This is a genomic window from Fictibacillus sp. 26RED30 (assembly GCF_015903845.1).
In the GTDB taxonomy this organism is placed as follows: Bacteria; Bacillota; Bacilli; order Bacillales; family Fictibacillaceae; genus Fictibacillus; species Fictibacillus phosphorivorans.
Window position 1 is genome coordinate 2,133,991 of sequence record NZ_JACZDV010000001.1, and the last position, 18,701, is coordinate 2,152,691.

General features: G+C 39.6%; 18 protein-coding genes. 6 read left to right on the forward strand and 12 right to left on the reverse strand.

What is annotated here, in order from left to right; translation table 11 throughout:
- Positions 1–49 precede the first annotated feature (49 nt).
- Entirely contained in the window at positions 50–1,222 is a 1,173-nt protein-coding gene (gene iadA, locus IHV11_RS10870; RefSeq protein ID WP_197194617.1) for a beta-aspartyl-peptidase, read from the reverse strand.
- A gap of 31 nt (positions 1,223–1,253) precedes the next feature.
- Positions 1,254–2,756, reverse strand: a complete 1,503-nt coding sequence (gene yfcC / locus IHV11_RS10875) for a putative basic amino acid antiporter YfcC (protein ID WP_370568648.1) — start codon at positions 2,754–2,756, stop codon at positions 1,254–1,256.
- Between the two features lie 174 nt (positions 2,757–2,930).
- Between yfcC and IHV11_RS10880 the strand changes: the two genes are divergently transcribed.
- The gene (locus tag IHV11_RS10880) at positions 2,931–4,997 is read left to right on the forward strand and encodes a sigma 54-interacting transcriptional regulator (protein ID WP_231620229.1); all 2,067 of its coding nucleotides are present in this window, start codon (positions 2,931–2,933) and stop codon (positions 4,995–4,997) included.
- 150 nt (positions 4,998–5,147) lie between these two features.
- Here IHV11_RS10880 and hpaD read toward each other — a convergent pair whose 3' ends face one another.
- Genes hpaD through IHV11_RS10910 form a run of 6 tightly spaced genes read right to left on the reverse strand, consistent with a single transcriptional unit; the run spans position 5,148 to position 11,521 of the window.
- Positions 5,148–6,131 carry a 3,4-dihydroxyphenylacetate 2,3-dioxygenase gene (gene hpaD / locus IHV11_RS10885; protein WP_197194619.1) on the reverse strand — a complete coding sequence of 328 codons (984 nt, stop codon included), beginning with the start codon at positions 6,129–6,131 and terminating at the stop codon, positions 5,148–5,150.
- Positions 6,132–6,142: 11 nt separating this feature from the next.
- Complete coding sequence (hpaB, locus tag IHV11_RS10890) at positions 6,143–7,618, reverse strand: 4-hydroxyphenylacetate 3-monooxygenase, oxygenase component (protein WP_197190391.1); 1,476 nt, start codon at positions 7,616–7,618, stop codon at positions 6,143–6,145.
- A gap of 11 nt (positions 7,619–7,629) precedes the next feature.
- Positions 7,630–9,144: a 5-carboxymethyl-2-hydroxymuconate semialdehyde dehydrogenase gene (gene hpaE / locus IHV11_RS10895; RefSeq protein ID WP_197194620.1), complete on the reverse strand. Its 1,515-nt coding sequence runs from the start codon at positions 9,142–9,144 to the stop codon at positions 7,630–7,632.
- Positions 9,128–9,919 carry a fumarylacetoacetate hydrolase family protein gene (locus tag IHV11_RS10900; RefSeq protein ID WP_197194621.1) on the reverse strand — a complete coding sequence of 264 codons (792 nt, stop codon included), beginning with the start codon at positions 9,917–9,919 and terminating at the stop codon, positions 9,128–9,130. Before IHV11_RS10900 ends, hpaE begins: the two co-directional genes overlap by 17 nt.
- Positions 9,920–10,843, reverse strand: coding sequence for a 2,4-dihydroxyhept-2-ene-1,7-dioic acid aldolase (hpaI, locus tag IHV11_RS10905; RefSeq protein WP_197127446.1), 924 nt, complete (start codon positions 10,841–10,843; stop codon positions 9,920–9,922).
- Between the two features lie 12 nt (positions 10,844–10,855).
- A complete protein-coding gene (locus tag IHV11_RS10910) occupies positions 10,856–11,521 on the reverse strand; it encodes a GntR family transcriptional regulator (protein ID WP_197194622.1) in 666 nt (221 codons plus the stop codon).
- Positions 11,522–11,733: 212 nt separating this feature from the next.
- On the opposite strand from IHV11_RS10910, the gene IHV11_RS10915 reads away from it, so the two are divergent.
- Positions 11,734–12,024, forward strand: coding sequence for a late competence development ComFB family protein (locus IHV11_RS10915; RefSeq protein WP_197127444.1), 291 nt, complete (start codon positions 11,734–11,736; stop codon positions 12,022–12,024).
- A 268-nt stretch (positions 12,025–12,292) separates the two neighbouring features.
- Positions 12,293–12,493 carry a cold-shock protein CspD gene (gene cspD, locus IHV11_RS10920; protein WP_066237152.1) on the forward strand — a complete coding sequence of 67 codons (201 nt, stop codon included), beginning with the start codon at positions 12,293–12,295 and terminating at the stop codon, positions 12,491–12,493.
- Between the two features lie 384 nt (positions 12,494–12,877).
- Here the strand turns inward: cspD and IHV11_RS10925 are convergent, their stop codons facing one another.
- Positions 12,878–13,735, reverse strand: coding sequence for a hypothetical protein (locus IHV11_RS10925; protein WP_197194623.1), 858 nt, complete (start codon positions 13,733–13,735; stop codon positions 12,878–12,880).
- Positions 13,736–13,882: 147 nt separating this feature from the next.
- On the opposite strand from IHV11_RS10925, the gene IHV11_RS10930 reads away from it, so the two are divergent.
- Together IHV11_RS10930 and IHV11_RS10935 are read left to right on the forward strand one after the other, a co-directional pair.
- Positions 13,883–15,358, forward strand: a complete 1,476-nt coding sequence (locus tag IHV11_RS10930) for a methyl-accepting chemotaxis protein (protein ID WP_197194624.1) — start codon at positions 13,883–13,885, stop codon at positions 15,356–15,358.
- A gap of 63 nt (positions 15,359–15,421) precedes the next feature.
- Positions 15,422–15,730 carry an NUDIX domain-containing protein gene (locus IHV11_RS10935; RefSeq protein ID WP_197194625.1) on the forward strand — a complete coding sequence of 103 codons (309 nt, stop codon included), beginning with the start codon at positions 15,422–15,424 and terminating at the stop codon, positions 15,728–15,730.
- Between the two features lie 211 nt (positions 15,731–15,941).
- Here IHV11_RS10935 and IHV11_RS10940 read toward each other — a convergent pair whose 3' ends face one another.
- Positions 15,942–16,352 carry a collagen-like protein gene (locus IHV11_RS10940; protein WP_197128195.1) on the reverse strand — a complete coding sequence of 137 codons (411 nt, stop codon included), beginning with the start codon at positions 16,350–16,352 and terminating at the stop codon, positions 15,942–15,944.
- A gap of 335 nt (positions 16,353–16,687) precedes the next feature.
- A complete protein-coding gene (locus IHV11_RS10945) occupies positions 16,688–17,782 on the reverse strand; it encodes a hypothetical protein (protein ID WP_197194626.1) in 1,095 nt (364 codons plus the stop codon).
- A 99-nt stretch (positions 17,783–17,881) separates the two neighbouring features.
- On the opposite strand from IHV11_RS10945, the gene IHV11_RS10950 reads away from it, so the two are divergent.
- Positions 17,882–18,217 (forward strand): toprim domain-containing protein, encoded by a 336-nt coding sequence (locus IHV11_RS10950; protein ID WP_197127438.1) that lies wholly within the window; start codon positions 17,882–17,884, stop codon positions 18,215–18,217.
- Positions 18,218–18,319: 102 nt separating this feature from the next.
- Here IHV11_RS10950 and IHV11_RS10955 read toward each other — a convergent pair whose 3' ends face one another.
- Complete coding sequence (locus IHV11_RS10955; protein ID WP_197194627.1) at positions 18,320–18,694, reverse strand: VOC family protein; 375 nt, start codon at positions 18,692–18,694, stop codon at positions 18,320–18,322.
- Positions 18,695–18,701: the final 7 nt, after the last annotated feature.

Below are 18,701 nucleotides of genomic sequence, written 5' to 3' on the forward strand. Positions count from 1 at the left end.
TATATTTCATAAGTTAAAAGTGAAAAAGGAAGCCAATAATTAGCTCCCTTTACTCTTCAAAAGTTCCCTTGACCAAAGCTTCTCCATTTTGAACCACCACTTGCCCTAACGCAATAACTGAATCGATGCTAAGATCTTCATTAAGCAGAACAAGATCAGCATCAAGTCCTTCTTGCAACCTTCCTTTTTGTTTAAGCTTTAAAACGCGAGCGGGATTAGAAGTGATTGTTTGCAATGCTGTTTGAAATGCAACACCTTCTGTTTTAACTGCGTCACGCACTTCGCTGTACAGCGAGTTCACTTTACCGATACGCAGCCCAGTAAATTCTCCAAATTCATTAAATGCAGGCAAACTTCCCTGCGCGTCTGATGTGAAGGTTATTTGTTCGATAGCAACCCCTCTATCAAGCATTTTCTTTAACCCAATGCTGCATTTGACTTCGCCTTCTTCTAAAAACTGCTTTGTCGTACTCGTTGTAAAATCCACGATACCGCCTTTTTTTGCATATTCGATACCTGCTTCAAATAAATAAGAATTTCGGTTAATATGAGTCGGATAAAATTGAGAAATAGGCAGATCAGTCGTCTCTACAACTTCCTCAATTAAAGACAACATGCGTTTACTGTCGCCAAGGTGAATGTTCACTACACCCGCTTTTCCTGAAAGCATACCTCCAACTCTTGCTTGTGACGCAAGCCTTGCGATTTCGTGAGCAACCGGCTGGCTGGATCGATGATCAGCAATAGCAATTTCACCTACACCAATAATCTCATCAATCATCATAATGTCTGTTTCGATATTCCCCGTTAACGTTTTAACAGGTACTTGGTATGATCCAGTATGAACGAAGCACGATATTCCTTCCTCTTTAAGCGCTTTTGCTTTCGCGATTAAATTAGTCATCGTACGAGCTGTTCCGTCTGTCCCGATCACACCAACAATGGTTGTCACACCAGCTTTAGTAACATCTGAAAAATAGATCTCAGGAGTTCTCGTTTTATAACCGCCTTCTCCTCCGCCACCAGTAATATGAACATGTGCATCAATAAATCCTGGTGTCACAATTTTTCCGGTTGCATCAATAATATTAATATCTAGAGCAGGTGCCGGCCAATTAATATTTTCTGAGATGCTGGCAATCTTCCCAGCAGCTAGTAAGATATCCTTTTTACCAAGATAATGAGGCGTATATACCTCACCGCCTTTGATAAGAGTAAACATGTAAATCATTCCTTTATTCTTCAAAGATAGATTATTTAAAACCAATTAGTACAGCAATTACAATTATGATTGAGGCAAAAGTAAACAACAACGCTTGAAACTTAATTTGGAACTCGAACCATTTTCCCCAATCTAGACGTGCAACTCCTAGTGTTCCCATCAAAGCCGCAGAAGTTGGTACAATCATGTTCGTAAAACCGTCACCAAGTTGGAAAGCTAGAACTGCGACTTGCCTTGTAACTCCCGCAAGATCAGCAAGCGGAGACATTAACGGCATTGTCAGTGCCGCTTGACCTGAACCTGATACAACAAAGAAGTTAAACACAGATTGGAATACATACATAATCCAAGCCGATAGCGCTGTAGGCACATCTTCAACAATTCCACCTGCCGCATGTAGAATCGTGTTTAATACTGATGCTTCAGCAGGATTGTCACCACCAAGGATGATCACAATACCTTTTGCCATACCGACGATAAGTGCTGCTGGAAGAAGATCCTTTGCCCCTTCTTTAAAGCCATCAGCAATTCCGTTCACTGTCATGTCGTTCATCTTGAATATAATACCAATTATACCCGCAACTAAACCAATCGTAAAAAATTGAGTCGCAATTTCTGGAATGTAATATGCTCTTTCTACAACTCCCCAAACGATCCAGGCAACTCCCGCTAAAATAGTAAGAAGAATTAAGATATGGCCTGTTCCAAAGTTTGATTTAATATCTGTATGTTTAAAATCTTCACGGAAGTATGCATCTGAATCATAAGATAAGGAACGCTTTGGATCTTTTCTAATTCTTGATGCGTATATCCATGTATATACAATTCCTACTAATGTAAAGAAAGCCCACATCCCAATTCGGAATGGTGCACCAGATAGTACTGGAATGCCAGCAACACCTTGTGCAATCGCGACACCGAACGGGTTCATCCATGATGTTGCAAAACCAATCTGTGTTGCAACGTATGTAATCATAATGGCTGTTATGGCATCATAACCGAGTGCTATCACAACGGGGACAAGAATCATCGCAAATGCGATCGCTTCTTCACCCATCCCAAAAACAGCACCGCCTAGAGAGAATAATAAGAACATGAGCGGGATAATGAGTGCTTCTCTACCTTTAGTATGGTCGATCATTTTTAATATACTGTCTTCTATCGCACGCGTTTTCATAATGATACCGAACGCGCCGCCGATGATTAGTATAAAGGCAACAACCCCAACTGCTGACCCCCATTTATCCCCAGAAACTAAACCTTCAAAAATGTAGTTTAAAAAACCGGCACCACCGCCTTCTTCAAACAGACTTACCCCTTGAGTAGCTGGCTCTCCGTCCTCCCCTTTTACATACGAAAAGCTATCAGGAACAAGTACTGTTTTAGTCTGCTCTTCGCCACCCTGCATAAAGGTTGTTTCTTTTGTCTCAAATTGACCTGCCGGAATGATATACGTTAGTAAAGCCATTAATGCTACAACAAAAAACACGATAACAAACGTGTCCGGCATCGTAATACCTTTTTTCTTATCCACGTTACTTCCCCCTTTTCTATAATTCACCATTCATCATTTGCAAGAATTATGCCAACATTCCGTCTCCCTTTGTTAAAGGTTTTTAAATATTTTGTTTTATTTAATGGCTGGTTATAAGATAATAGTTTCATAACCAAAAAACGACCTAAAAAAGACCATTAAAAGAAGGTGTATATGATGGAAACTAAAAAACAGATTGTTCTATTAGCAGGTACAAAGGAAACTCGTATTGCTTTATCCTGCCAACTTCAATCCATATTAGGCGACTATTTTCATATTAGAAGCTATTCTTCCGAAGAGATTCTTCCTACACGACTGGAGAATGAAATCGTAATTCTATCTTCTTATCTGATAAAACGCGAGGTAGCTCACTGTTTGAGTAAATCTTGTAGAGTGATTACGGCAAGACGCACCGTCAACTATGAATTTATGGATCAGCTTTTACAACTGCCAGAGGGTACAGATGTTATGTATGTGAACGATTTTCCTCAAACGGTAGAACAGTCGGTACAAACTCTCAAACATCTAGGAATCAATCACTTGAATTACCTTCCCTACTATCCTGGCATTCCTCACTACCAACATGCAGATATCGCTGTGACACCCGGCGAGATGCATCTCGTGCCAAAAGAGGTTAAGAGAATTATTAATATCGGCGTACGTCTGATCGACATTACTACCATAACAGAGATTTTGAGCATACTTGGTGTCTTAGATGACCGGGCAACAGGCATTTCTGAACGTTTTACAGAAAAAATTATTCAGTTGTCTAAGAAGCTTGCACTTGCTAATCAAAAGGCACTTCAACTTAACGAACACCTGGACAAAGTATTAAATGGAGTGAATGATGGTATTTTATCATTTGATCATACGGGAAAGATTACCGTATTTAACGAAGAATTGAAAAGCATATTTTCAACCGATTCAAGACAAGCTGTCGGAAAACATATTAAACAAATTATGAAAGATAAAGACCTGCTGAACTTTCTAACAGATACAACAAGTGAACAATCAGATCAATTTTTCACGATTAATGATACAAATGTTATGGTTCATCGTTTCGCATTACCGGCGGAAAACACAATGATTGCAACATTTAAAAACACGAGCACTACAATCTCGATGGAGAAAGCCGCACGACATGAACTAAAGCGAAAAGGTTATATTGGAAAGTATTTTTTCAGTGATATCATCGGGGACTCCGAGGAAATTATTCGAACAAAAAATATTGCGAAGAAACTAGCTGCAACAGATCTCTCCCTCCTCATACAAGGGGAGAGCGGCACGGGTAAAGAACTCTTCGCAAGCTCCATTCATAACGAGTCCCGCAGAAGAAACGGCCCTTTTCTAGCAGTAAACTGTTCTGCTCTTTCTGAGGACTTATTAGAAAGTGAACTATTCGGATATGAAGAAGGTGCATTTACAGGTGCAAAAAAAGGCGGAAAACAAGGTCTTTTTGAACAAGCAGAAGGTGGTACCATTTTTCTCGATGAAATTGGTGATATTAGCGTCAAACTTCAGACACGCCTCTTACGTGTTCTGCAGGAAAAAGAATTAAGGCGAGTCGGAGGAACTCGTGTACTCCCTATTGACGTAAGGGTTATTTCTGCAACGAACAAGGACTTGGCATCTGACATAAAGCAAGGATTGTTCCGGGAAGATCTGTATCATCGTTTAAATGTTCTTTATTTAAAAATCCCGGCACTTCGTGAGAGAAAAGGCGATATCCCACTTTTACTGAATCATTTTTTAGCGATGCGTACTACGAAAAAAATGAAAGTGGAGAATGAAGTCGTTGGCCATCTTATAAACCGCTCCTGGACGGGTAATATTAGAGAATTAAAGAACGCCATTGATTATATGCTTGCTGTTTGCGACAAAGAGAAGATTACTGTTTGGGATCTGCCTCAGGAAGTGATGAGAATAAGTAGTTTTGAGAGTACTTTTGCAGGAGAGGCGATTAAGGAGATTTCAGTCACCTCGGAGGAACTGCCGCTTATCGCACCAAATGAAGAAGCTGCGATTATGAGCTGCATCTATCGCAATCATCTTTCTGGTAAAGCATCCAGCCGAAAGAGCTTACTGCTGGACTTGGAATTACAAGGCGTTAAGCTTTCGGAAGCCCAAATCAGATTGCGCTTAGACCTCTTGGAGAGAAAAGGATTTATCGTGAAAGCAAAAGGGCGAAAAGGAACAAGGCTGACTGAGAGAGGACTACTTTATATTAAGAATGAATTGTAGAGGTCTTATCGTCCATCGTGCATATCATGCCGCTGGACGAGCTAGAATCCTCCTACATTTCCCCAAAAATTCAAACAAAACCGGCTCCTGCATACTGAAAGCAGGAGCCGGCTTCAATTTATTTACTTTTCCAAACATTATATCTAAGAATCAAGTCACAAAATCAGGCTTGCGCTGCGCTAGAGTCGGACTTCTCAGCTCTACCGGCTCACCTTTTTCTAAACTCAAAAAAGAGGTTGCTTCGTTAAACCAGCTGTCAGGAGCTTTATGTCCCCAGAACGTCTGGCGCCTCGGGTCGTTAATATCCCACTTGATCGGCTTAAAGTCAGGATCACTCGTCAGATAGTCTCCATTATATAACTCAATGCGATTTCCATCCGGATCACGAACGTATAAAAAGAAGGCGTTCGATAACCCGTGACGTCCTGGCCCACGTTCGATATTGTCAGCATATCCCATGCTCGCCATCACATCACAGCAATGGATGAGACTCATCGGATCAGACAGCCAAAAGCCTACGTGATGAAGACGAGGTCCTTCTCCGTTCATAAACGCAACATCATGTACAGTCGGCTTACGATGAAGCCATGCCGCCCATGTTCGATCATCTTCTGTTGCTGTATATTCAGAAATTCTAAATCCGAGTTCATCTGTATAGAATTGAACAGCTGCTTCCACATCTGGAACCATACAGTTTATATGATCAATACGCTGGACACGTGCACCGCGGTAGAGATCATACTTCTGGATACAGCGCTCCACACTTTCCATCTCTACAAAAAACTCAAGCGGTATGCCTGAAGGGTCTTCTACACATAACGTTTTACCGATTCCAACTGCAGGATTTGCATCTTTCCATAGCACTTTTGCGCCCTTCCCTTTAAAAAAGGATTCGAGTGCATTTAAGTGGCTGTCTTCCCACACCTTGTAGCTCACAACATGAACGCCAGGCTTATCAGCTTTTTTCAACAAAAGGCTGTGATGAGAGTGCTCCTCCAGTCCACGTAATGCCATCCATTCTGATGAAGAGGCTGTTTCGATGAATCCAAGAGCATTTACGTAAAAATCACGGGAAGCATGAAGGTCGGTTACGTTCATGACAACACGCGCAATTCGAATAATGTTAAAATCCATGACGGCTCCTCCTATACACTACTGTAATTATGGCTTTTAGAATTCACGCGCTGCAGAAAATCTTTTACCATCGCTTTATAAGGCTCTTTGTTAAATTGATCATAATAGATGTTCGACATACGTGCCGGATCTCCAAAGAAGTAATATTCATAAAGAGCTTGGCGACCGCCGAACGTGCTTATTGAAATATCCCATGCTAAACGGAACAATTGAGTGCGTTCGTACCCATCAATGTTAGCCCCTTGTGTATAACGATGAACAAGTTCTCCGATGTCATCAGCGTTAAAATCTGCTTCTGTTGGAATTCCCATCAAACCAGAAGCACCGAGGATCTTCACAATTTCAACAATGCGCTGATACATTTTTGGATACCAGTTACGAGCTGCGTTCAATGGTGCAAAGTCCGGTGTCATGTTTCCATACTTATCAAGAGAAGCGTTGTGCTCTGCACGGTAAAGGTGAGAACGCATCGTTTCCAGGATAAGCATGACTTCAGATGCTTTTTCTTTGACATGTGGAAACACATCAATACCGATAGATTCCATCATATTTAGGATGACGCCGAGCACAAATTCAGTTTTTACCGTATTCTTTGCGATTACTTGATGAGCCATATGAACGATGGCGTTCGTCTCCACATACGTACGGTTACAAATATCTGAACTGCCGCTTACGAAAACGCGCTCCCAAGGTACAAGAACATTGTCAAAAACAACAATCGCATCACTCTCTTCAAAGCGAGAGCTTAACGGATGATCCCATTGGCTTCGCCCCGTATCAAACGATTCTCGACATAAGAACTTTAAGCCTTCTGTATTGTTCGGAATAGCAAAAGCCATCGCATACGGATCATCTTCAGACGAAGCTTTGTTCAATGTTGATGGGAACACGACGATCTCATCCGTTACCCCACCAAGTGTAGCTAACAACCTCGCCCCTTTAACTACGATACCGTCTTTATTCTTTTCAACGATGCGAGCGGATAAATATGGATCTTTTTGTTCAGACTGCTTTTTCGAACGATTCGTCTGTGGATGAATCAGAGTATGAGTTAAGCTGATGTCATTTTCCCGGCAATAGTCATAATACTTTCTTGCGTTCTCTGCGAACATTGGATCGTTTTGTGCAAAAAAGTTACCTGACGTACCGAATGCCATAACACTCGTGTTTAAATAATCTGGTGTACGCCCCATCATTCCGCCTGTGTATCCCGCCCATTCAGAAATCATCTCACGTCGGCGAATGAGATCGTCTACAGTTTTAGGAGCAATAAAAGAAAGCCCCACTTTATCTCCTGTCTGTTCAGAGGTATAGAGCATCTTGTCTGCTTTTTCATGCTGGAGGTCATACAGGTTAGCAATGGATCTTACAATGTTTCGAAAAGCTGGATGAGAAGGAACATCTTCCACTTTCTCACCATGAATCCAAACGTTATTCTTAGCCTTTGAAATCCCTTGGATATATTGTTCCCCCGTGCGTGCAGGCAAAGAAATCCCTCCTAATGTTTCGCTTCGGTTTGAAGCGACTGTTTTTTCTTTCCGAACTGCTGAATGTGATGGTCAGCTAGTGCAACATGCACTACTTTCATCTCAGTATAAAACTCAAACGCATAGTGTCCGCCTTCACGACCGATCCCGGAATTCTTAGAGCCTCCGAAAGGAATACGAAGATCACGAACGTTTTGCGAGTTCACCCATAACATCCCAGCTTCAACCGCGTTTGCGACGCGTAGACCTTTTTTCATGTCATTTGTCCACACATAGCCCGCTAGACCATATTTAATATCATTTGCATAATCAATTACTTCTTCTTCATCTTTAAAGGTCATCACAGATAATACTGGACCGAATATTTCTTCTTGGGCTACAGTCATATCATTTTTCACATTTAATAAAAGTGTCGGAGCAACAAAGTTTCCTTTTTTGTGAGTTTCAGAGATAGGCTGACTGTATACTTCTGCACCTTCGTCTTTAGCAATCTGTAAATATCGTTTTACATTTTCATAGTGTTCTTTATGAATGAGTGGCCCGACTTCTGTATCTGGATCTGACGGGTCACCTACGATAATGTTGTCTACCCTTTCTTTCAAACGTGTTACGAACTCGTCTTTAATCGATTCTTGAATGAACAAGCGGGAGTTCGCCGTACACCTTTCTCCATTAAAAGAAAAGATTCCCCATACACAAGCATCGAGAGCACGTTCAAAATCACAATCATCAAATACGATGATCGGCGACTTTCCGCCCAGTTCCATTGAAAAACGCTTTAAAGATGCAGCGCCGTTTCTCATAATCTCTGAACCTGTCTTTGTCTCACCTGTAAACGAGATAAGCTGTACATCTTCATGAGCAACAAGAGATGCTCCAGCTGTCTCTCCAAAACCATGAACGATGTTGAAAACACCTGCAGGAAGTCCTGCTTCATCCACAAGTTCAGCTAGTTTATTAGCAGTTAACGGCGACCATTCAGCTGGTTTCAAAATGACCGTGTTTCCCGTGGCAAGTGCAGGTGCGATCTTCCAAGTCTCAAGCATGAAAGGTGCATTCCATGGCGTGATCAACCCTGCAACGCCGACCGGCTTTTGAATCGTATAGTTCATGAACTCATCATCCACATGATAAGCTTCACCAGACATACGGTTCTTTACCATTTCTGCATAAAATCTAAAGTTATCCGCAGCACGCCCTACCATCTTTCGGGTTTGAGCAATAGGAAGTCCCGTATCATAGGACTCTAACAACGCAATCTCTTCTACATCCCTATCGATTAAATCAGCAACCTTATAGATGTATTGCAGTCGCTTTTCCTGCTTCATCTTGCCCCATGGTCCTTGCTTGAAGGCCTTTTTTGCAGCAGCTGCAGCTCGATTAATATCTTCGATCGTACCTTCACTAACCGTATTGATCTTTTCATTCGTAAAAGGGTTTACGTTTACAAAAAAATCACCTTTGTGTCCCGTTACAAACTGACCATCTATATAATGGTGAACCAACTCTTTAATTTCCGGTTTCATGATCCTTCCCTCCAGTTGGAACTTTTTCTGTACGACCATCAGCGATCGTATTCTCTAAACAGCCTAAGTAATCGATCTCAAGTCTAACCACATCACCTGGGTGAACGTGTGATATTCCTTTTGGTGTACCTGTCCAAATCACATCATTTAGTTCAAGCGTCATGAACGATGAAACAAATTCAATGATCTCCGGGATAGAGTACATAAGATCTTTGGTGTTACCCTGCTGTCTCAATTCACCGTTCACATATGTGCGTAGTTCTAGGTTCGTAACATCTGGGATATCTGTGGCATCAACATAATAAGGACCCATCGGACCAAACGTGTCATGCCCTTTTGCGCGTACTGGAGGACGGTACCAGTTGTTCACAAAATCACGGACTGTTACATCGTTCGCAATTGTGTAACCGCTTACAAAATCCATCGCGTTTTCAGCTTTAATATTTCTTCCCTCTTTACCAATGACCACAGCTAGTTCATTTTCATAGTGCATGTATGTTGCACCATCTGGATAGAATACTTGCCCTTTATGACCCACTAATGATGAGTTTGGTTTAATAAAAAGGACAGGTTCAGCAGGTTTCTCCAGTCCCAGCTCATCGGCATGATCGGCATAGTTTAGCGCTAACCCGATCATCTTATTCGGCTTAAATGGAGGAAGCCACGTTTTGATTTCACTAACCTTAGCTGATTTCCCTGATGAAAATGTGATCACATCATCCACTACAGTTCCTTTTTGTTCTCTTCCTTCAAAAATCACACGAGCATGTTTCATTTATACTTCACTCCCTATTTTTTCTACTAACCCGTAATCAGCAAGTACACTTCTTATTTCTTTTTGCAAAGAATCTGCCGGCAAGTCCATTGGTAATCTTAATTTTGGATTGATCTTGCCCATCATGCCTAACGCAGCTTTTAGTGGAGCAGGATTCGTATCTTTAAAAAGAACATCATTTAGAGGCATTAAATCATAGTGAAGCTTAAGTGCTTCTTCTACATTTCCAGACTCCCAGGCGTTGTATACTTCTGCCACTTTAGAAGGAAGCACATTTGCTGTTGCTGATATGTATCCTGCACCACCAATTGCAAGCATCGGATAACAAAGAAGTTCTATGCCTGAAAACAGCAAAAAGTCACGTCCACAGTTTAATAGCACTCGGTTAATATGCTCAAAGTCTTTATTGGATTCTTTTACTCCGATAATATTCGGACAGTCTTCGTTAAGGCGTGCAAGTGTCTTCACTTCTAAATTTACTGCTGTTCTTCCTGGGATGTTATAAATGATTAGAGGAATGTCTACTGAGTCTGCGATAAGTTTAAAATGTTTGTATAGCGCATGCTGAGAGGGCTTGTTGTAGTATGGGACAATGACCATAGCGGCATCTGCACCCATTTCTTGAGCTAATTTCGTTAAATGTAGTGATTCTTGATGGTTCGTTGATCCAGTTCCTGGTACGATAGGCACTCTTTTATTTACTGCTTTTATCGCTGTTTCCATGACAAGCTCACGTTCTTTTAATGTCAGCGACGATGGTTCTCCTGTCGTCCCGGTGACGGAAATCCCGTGACTTCCAGACTGGATATGCCAGTCAATTAAATTTTTTAGCGTTTCGAGATCCAGCGACTCATCATCATGAAACGGGGTGATGATCGGAGCAATTGATCCTCTTAAAGACTTTTTTACCTCTTCTACTTTCATGCCTTCATCTCCTCAAAATGTATTTTGTTTCGAATCCTCAAGAAAAGCTTTTAGCGTGTTTAACTTATGGTTTCTTGTATAAGATTCTATTACTTTTGGATCTTCTCTTCTTTCTATCATTTCAATTAGTTGATAGTGTTCTGTGACTGAGCGCTTCATACGTACAGGTTTCATTGTTGACCCCTGTTTGCGAACAGTACCCAGCCTTTCCCATGTTGTATGAATCTGTTCTAACAGAAATTGATTGGTGCAATATCTGTAGGAGAGTTTGTGAAATTCTTTGTTGTAGTTGGAGAAAAGAGAATAATCAAGATGTTCAAGTGCATCTTCCATAAGCTTTGTATACTCTCTTAAACCTTCAAGTTTTTCGTGAGGAAAGTGGACGGATGATTCTGCAGTCGCAAAACCTTCTAATACGGCTAGAACGGATAAAGTTTCTAAATATGCTTGTTCATCGAAGGGGGTAACAATCGCTCCTGAGTATGGCTTAAATGAAATCAAGGAGTCCGCTTCCAGCAATCTAATCGCTTCACGAACCGGGATAGCACTCGTTTGAAGCTCTCTTGCCAGTTGGTCAATAACAAGTTTGTGACCAGGCGGATACCTGCCATCTAAGATACGAGAACGGATGACTTGATAAGCATACTGCTGTTTGTTTGTTTTATGTTTAGTCTTCATAATCCTATGTTAATCGCAAATCATATATGATTTCAAGCTAATTATCAGAAAAATCATATATTATTGTTAATTTAGTAAAAAAGTAACATATAGTGTTTTATGAAAAAATAATTATAGTTAAATAGTCTTGTTACACACACTAGAAGTTTACATATGTAGTAAGAATAAGCTATTCTATTCATATAGATTGTGTATAAAGGGGTAAAAAGCCCATGAATGTAAAAAACGCCATGGAGATTCTAGTAGAAGAAGCACTAAAAAATTATTGGGGACAACTTCAGCTGCCTTGCAAATGCGAAGTTTGTAAAGCTGATGTCTTTGCGATTACACTTAACAATTTACCACCCCGCTATGTATCAAATGAAGATGGATACGCTTTTGTCAAAGCTCAAAACTTTGATGATCAATCCAGAGTCAACATCTTAAACCAGATTGTAAAAGCTACAGGTATTGTAGCAACTCGACCATCACACGATTTAAAACCATCTCCTGCTAGCGAATAGAAGGCAGATGGTTTTTATTTACTGTACAATCAATCATGTTTATTTCGTTAAGTATACCTAAAAACCATAACATTCAATTGAAATTTACATAAGAACAAATATCCTGACTCTTTATTCCTATTTTTCAGAAAAGTTCCTTGCGAGAGCTTTTTTCTTGTGATATATTTGTGACAACCATTCAGTACTGGATTACATCTTAACTTAAGAGTTTGAAAGTGGTTTGGTAATTACAGAGCACAAAAGTGCAAACGTTCTAGGAGGCATTTACATGCAAACAGGTAAAGTAAAATGGTTTAACGCTGAAAAAGGTTTTGGATTCATCGAAGTTGAAGGTGGAGACGACGTATTCGTACATTTCTCTGCTATCCAATCAGAAGGTTTTAAATCACTTGACGAAGGTCAAGAAGTAGAATTTGAAATTGTTGACGGAGCTCGCGGACCACAAGCAGCTAACGTAACTAAAAAATAAGTTCGGATTATATATAAAAACCCGGCAGTAACTGCCGGGTTTTTTCTGTATGCAAATATATGTACAAATAAAGAGGCTCCCTACTGAGGCAGCCTAGTCTTTTAAACCAACTTTTAATTTGTACTTTTGTATCTTACCTAATATATCTACCTTATCTTCCTTCGAAAAGATTCCAAGTTTGTGTAGAATTATTGTGTACTGCTGAAGTTTAAACAATGAACTCTCTTTATACCACATAACATTCACCTATCTTTCCTTGAGGAAACTTTTTAAACCTTTGTAAATATTATATGCCATCTGCCACTTTTATGATAATGATTTGTTCTTTATTTTAAAGTTGCTACACATTAAAAAAAGCGCACCAATACGATACGCTTTTTTTCACTATTTGGTTTGAATTGTAGAAAGCATTGCCCAAATGGCTTGCTCCCATTTAGCAGCGTTCTTATGCTCAGGCAAGTTAACCGTATATTTGACTTGATCTCCGTTGCTTAAATCTTGAATCACAATGTATTTTTTGTAAGAATCTTTTGAAGCTGTAATAAATAACGCAGTGTTTTCAAATGCCGGTCCAGCGATCTCTTTTCCGTTCACTTCACTTACTTCTCCAACCGCTTTAAGCTCGTCATTCGCCCATTCTTTTAGATCATCAATGGACGACTCCTCTGACAACGGCTCTATTCTAACGAATGTTTCAGCAAATTTCGTAGCAAATAGTAAATCTTTTCGTGGTTCCTCTGCTGTAAATTCAAAATCTGGTAGCTTATAAAAGTGGTAATTCAGTTCACTCTCTGTTAAAACGGCGTCCTCTTCAATAGAGGTTCCATCCACTATGTACGTTAGCTTTTTCGATGGAGCAGCTTCTGGCACACTTTTTTCTGTAATCTGCTCAAGCAGCCATTGTCCTTCTTCATTCTTCTTATAAATGATGTTAACTTTGGCTCCTTCCTCCAAACTCTCAACGTCATCCCTTACTTCGTCTGTAAGTCGAAGAACTAATGTTTCACCTGCAGCTTCTACTTCAATAGAATTATTGTCAATCAGACCAATATACGTTCCTTCTTCTTCAATAGAAGTAACTTCTTCGTTAACTGGTTCTTCTTTTACTTCTTCATTCTTTTCAGTTGGTGAAGTTTCGGCTGTTTTCGGAGCTGGTTCTTCAGTTGTATCGGTGCTTTTCGATTCACTGCTACAAGCTGCAAGCATTAGTATGATTGCAAATATCCACGTTTTTTTTATCATTGTTAAACACCTCAAATTAAAAGTTTGATAGTAATGAACTACGTATTCAGACATATAAAACAAATTTTGGTAAACACCTTAAATGCTATGAGAATCCTGACGATATATAAATAGTACTTATACATTTTAAAACGGAGATGACGAAATTTGAATCCATCATTTGCCTCAAATTTACAAACGAATAAACTAGTTACAAAAATGCTGTGGGGTATGTATTTCCTTGGTCTAGCAAGTACTTTCGCTAGTACGAAAACCATAGACAGTGTCATGTTTTATGGTATAGCTGGACTAGTTATACTTCTCTCACTATCGATTTGGACGTACCGAAAATGGGCTCCATACGCCGTTCAATATTTTGTTGTTATCGGCTTAACGATTCTGACGGTTATCATGGCGGACACGAACCCGAAGATTTCAACTTATCTTATGACATATGTATGCTTGGCAGTTATCACGTTGTATCATAACTATCTTTCTATCTTACTATCGGGTATTAGTGGATTATTGTTAACTAATTTCTTCTTTTTTCAATATAAAGAAACGATGTTTGCCGGACAAGACCCTAAGATCATTATCTCATTAAACGTTTTCTTAACCGTAATTACTGCAGCTTTAGTAGCACAAGCGAGAATTGGTCAGCGTATGCATGAAAATATTAGGGATGCTGAAAAACAATCGGAAAATGATAGAGTTAAATTGGAACAGTTGTTGACTAAGATTAAGGATGCAACAGAAAATTTGCATCACTTTAGTCAATCGGTAAAGGAAAACGTAAAACGAACAGGTGAAATATCGAGCAACATTACTTTCGCCTTTACAGAAGTAGCAAAAGGTGTGGAATCTCAGGCTGTCAGTGTAGGTGGAATGAGTCAATCTGTCACAAGTACCAACGACGTAGCAAAAGGCCTTTTTCAACACTCCAGCGATATGAAAAAACTTTCAGAGCAAACAGCAACTGTTACAAAAGCAGGAGAAAACCAAGTACTAGAACTCTCTTCTAAGATGAAAGAAGTGAGCGAACTAATGCAGCAAACAAACACTCTTATGTATGAATTAAATCAGCAAAGTGAATCCATAGAAGGAATTTTAACGACAATTGAAGAAATTTCTTCTCAAACGAATCTGCTTGCATTGAATGCTGCAATTGAAGCAGCGCGTGCCGGGGATCAAGGTAGAGGATTTGCAGTTGTTGCAGACGAGGTTCGCCGCCTTGCTGAAGATTCTCAACATTCTACAAAGCAGATTGGAGCAATCTTAGGTGAAATCCGTAACAAAGCCAAACAAGCAGCTCAATTTGTAGATGGTTCGCAAGGTGTCGTCACATCCAGTCTTGAAGCGACTGAGAAGACTGCAAACAATTTTATTCAAATTTTAGTAAACACTGATCAAGTTGCAACACAGTCTTCTGAAGTACAAGAATTGATTAATCAATTGTATGAATCTACCGGATATATTGTAGGAGAAATTCATTCGGTTTCAGGAATCGCAGAAACATCTAGTGGTTCTGTGGAAGAGGTTCTCGCATCGGTAGAAGAGCAACATAGATGTGTAGAAGAAGTGGTAGAAAGTTTCAACAAGTTTGAAGCATTAACCTCAGAACTAAATGCACTCGTAAAGAAATAAAAATGATAAAATACCTTTTCATGTATATTGGAGAGGTATTTTTGTTATGAAAGGCTGTATAAGATGCATACACACAGAGGTATCTATTCTATCTCTTATAACGAAACTGGAGAACTGCTCGTAATTGAAAAAAACGGAGGACCTTATAAAAATCGGTTCGATCTTCCTGGAGGCACACCTATCGTTGGTGAAACTGAATACGAAACGGTTATCCGTGAAGTATTAGAAGAGACGGGATTTGTTGTAAAGAAAGGAATTAAGCTAGGCGAACGCTGTTACGAACTTCCATGGATCTATAAGCAATGGACCTACTCACAGCATACAGCTATATATTTTGAATGTACGCTAGATAAACTTCACAAGCCACTTTAGCAGATATTCCTGATCAAGATTCTAAAGGCACAAGATGGATACACCCTAATAATCTTAGAAGTGATTGGTGCTCTCCTCTTGTTTGGGAAGCAGCTCAATATATACTAACAAAACACATTTCCTCTGATATTAAAATATATGAAACATGGAGTGTTCTGAAAGAACCACTATACCTTTAGAATAAAAAACAACCGCACAGAGGCGGCTGTTCTTAGTAACAATAAAATGAACTAATTTGGCGTGTATCCATGCCGAAATAGATCCATCTATTGCCGGTCCAACGGAATCCTGCAACCGATCTACGACCTGCAAAGGTAAGCCATGCCCAAAATCCTGGTCCCCATGTTGGCCAGATGTAGACATATTGGTACAAACAAGGTCTAATCGCTCCCGGATCAACTGCATAAACTCCTGGCTGACTTCCACCGCCTCCGCCTCCACCTTGCAAACTAAAACCTTGTGATTGAGATGGTGTAAACGTAGGAGGTGCTGATGTTGGTGCCATTCCACCGCCACCGCCGCCTCCTGGTGGTCCGCCTGGAGGTCCACCTGGTGGGCCAAACCCTTGCCCTCCACCTTGCCCGCCGCCTTGACCTGGAAAAGGTGGAAAACTTCTATTCATACTCAATACATTCAACTCCTATAAAATTGTATTCGGTTCATATTATTCATATCGTGCTGAGACGTATAGACAAGTAACCCGTAAAAATATAAAAGGATTGCTGCATGCTGATTTCGGGTATATTACATGAAACAACTATGATTTTTATAGGAGGATGAAAATGGGACGTATTAAAAAAGGCATTAAAGGAATGGCGGTTGCTTTTTTAATAAAACAAGGTAAGAAAAGGTTATTGCCAATTATTAAACGAAAGCTAAAAAGCAGATAATAACTAAAGAGCTCCTTTCCTAAGGAGTTCTTTTTGTTTAGGCACCCGTTTATTGAACAGATCAATTTCACCGCTTCATGTTCATAAACTCTTCTCTTAAGAAACGTACTTCAAACTCAATGAGTGATTCACCTGTTTCTTTCTCAAACATACGATAAAAATTTTGCTGTTTATTAAGTAATAACGATTTGATTTTAGATTTATTTCCGTCTTTAACCAATTGGTCGATCGCATAGTAGCTCTGTCTGTATGGACGATGAGTAGATTTTCTTCGATTCTCATAAGCCCATTCTTCGACTGAGTGCAGTCTTGTGAAGGGAATGAAGTTTAGAGGTACAAAGATAGGCACCTCTCTCACACTCTGTTTTCCTGCATATTCTGCAATCCCTTCTTCAAACCACCTAGGAAGATGCCGGTTATCCAATTTATTTTCAAACAAGTAACTTACAATCCAATGATGTGTATATTCATGTCCCACCAATTCTAGAAATTTATCAGGATTCTCATCCATTTCGTCAGTAACAAGCAGATGAATTGTTTCTTGAGCAGGGACGTACAATGCTTGCAGATTTTCATAAGAATGAAATGGCAAATGTTGCTGAAAGATTAATGGGTTTCGATAGAGGATGAGCGTAACCGGAAGAGCTTGATGAACATCAATCCATTCATTGTGATAAGACTGCATTTTACGGATATGCCGAATTGCAGATCCTGCAAACTTCTCATCTTGCGGTTCATAAAAAACCGTAGCACTTTCCTCATTTACATTTTTTAAAGTTTTTAAGAAGGATACGCGCTCAAATATTCTATCTTTTTCTACTAAAATTGCTTCCAAATAAAATTGATTTTTTACTCTTGATGTTAACGAATTAGGCAAAGAAGTTTCGAGCGCATAGTTGCTTATCGATAAAATTACGGTAGCGAATGCAATAACAATAGTAATAATGAGATTTGGCTGAATTCGTGCTTTAAGAAAAGTTGCTCTTCTTCCTTTAAGGATTTCTATGAATCGGATGCTGAATAAGAAAAAGCATACTAAAAGAAGAATCACCCCTACAAATAAACCCTCTATATCACTGAGCAGTAAAAACAATCCGTAAACCATCAAAAGTGAAAAGAAGCTAAGAAAAATATTTCTTATAAAAGATATTAGCTTCTTCAATCATTACACTTCCTTTGTCCAAATATTTTGTAGAAGTCGTACTATTATCGATATGCTCTCCATAAAATGATAATGAATCTTAGTTTTACAGGAGGCGCAATGACCGGATACATTGTTGAAGGCAAAAGTGATCAACTGAGAGTACAAAGTGTTCATCCTCACGCCCATTTTGTCATATTAAATGGAATATCGTTTCGACATAAAGAACGAAGAGCGATTGAAGAAGCATTAATCCTTTGTGATGAAGTTTATGTATTAACTGACCCAGATGAACCCGGTGACAAAATAGCTTCAAAAATCATGGAAACCTATCCTGAGATCAAACGGATTCATATCGATCCGAAGAAAGCACGGAATGTCAGAGAAAGTCGCTACAAGTATGGTGTTGAATATTGTTCAAACCAGTATTTAAAAGAAACACTGCCAGGCATTTAATTCCCATTCATAGACTTCTTTACTGCTGTCTCATCACCTTCTACCTCGAAGTACTCTTTACAAAGAAATAAAAAAAGACTGCAATTCATGCAGTCTTCATTTCTATTTGCTCTCAAAAAATTCAAGTGATTCTTCGTCTAGTCCGTAAAAGAAGAAATATTTTCCGTTTGGAAGCTCTGTAATTTCTTTATCTTTCATGACTACGTCTTTTTTCTGCAACAACTCATACTGTTTTTCAATGTCATTGACAGAAAACGCAATGTGATGCACTTTCCCCTCATTCGTAACTGGTCCGGTATATCCAGCGATCAGCTCAACAAGCACTTTTCCGTCTACCCCTAAGAATGCTAATTCAACGGGTACACTAGTATGGTCAAAACGATCTAATAGATCTAAGCCAAGTACATCGGTATAAAACTTGATAGAGTTCTCCATGTTAGAAACCATAATTCCCGTATGTTCAATTCCAGTAATCATTGTTGTT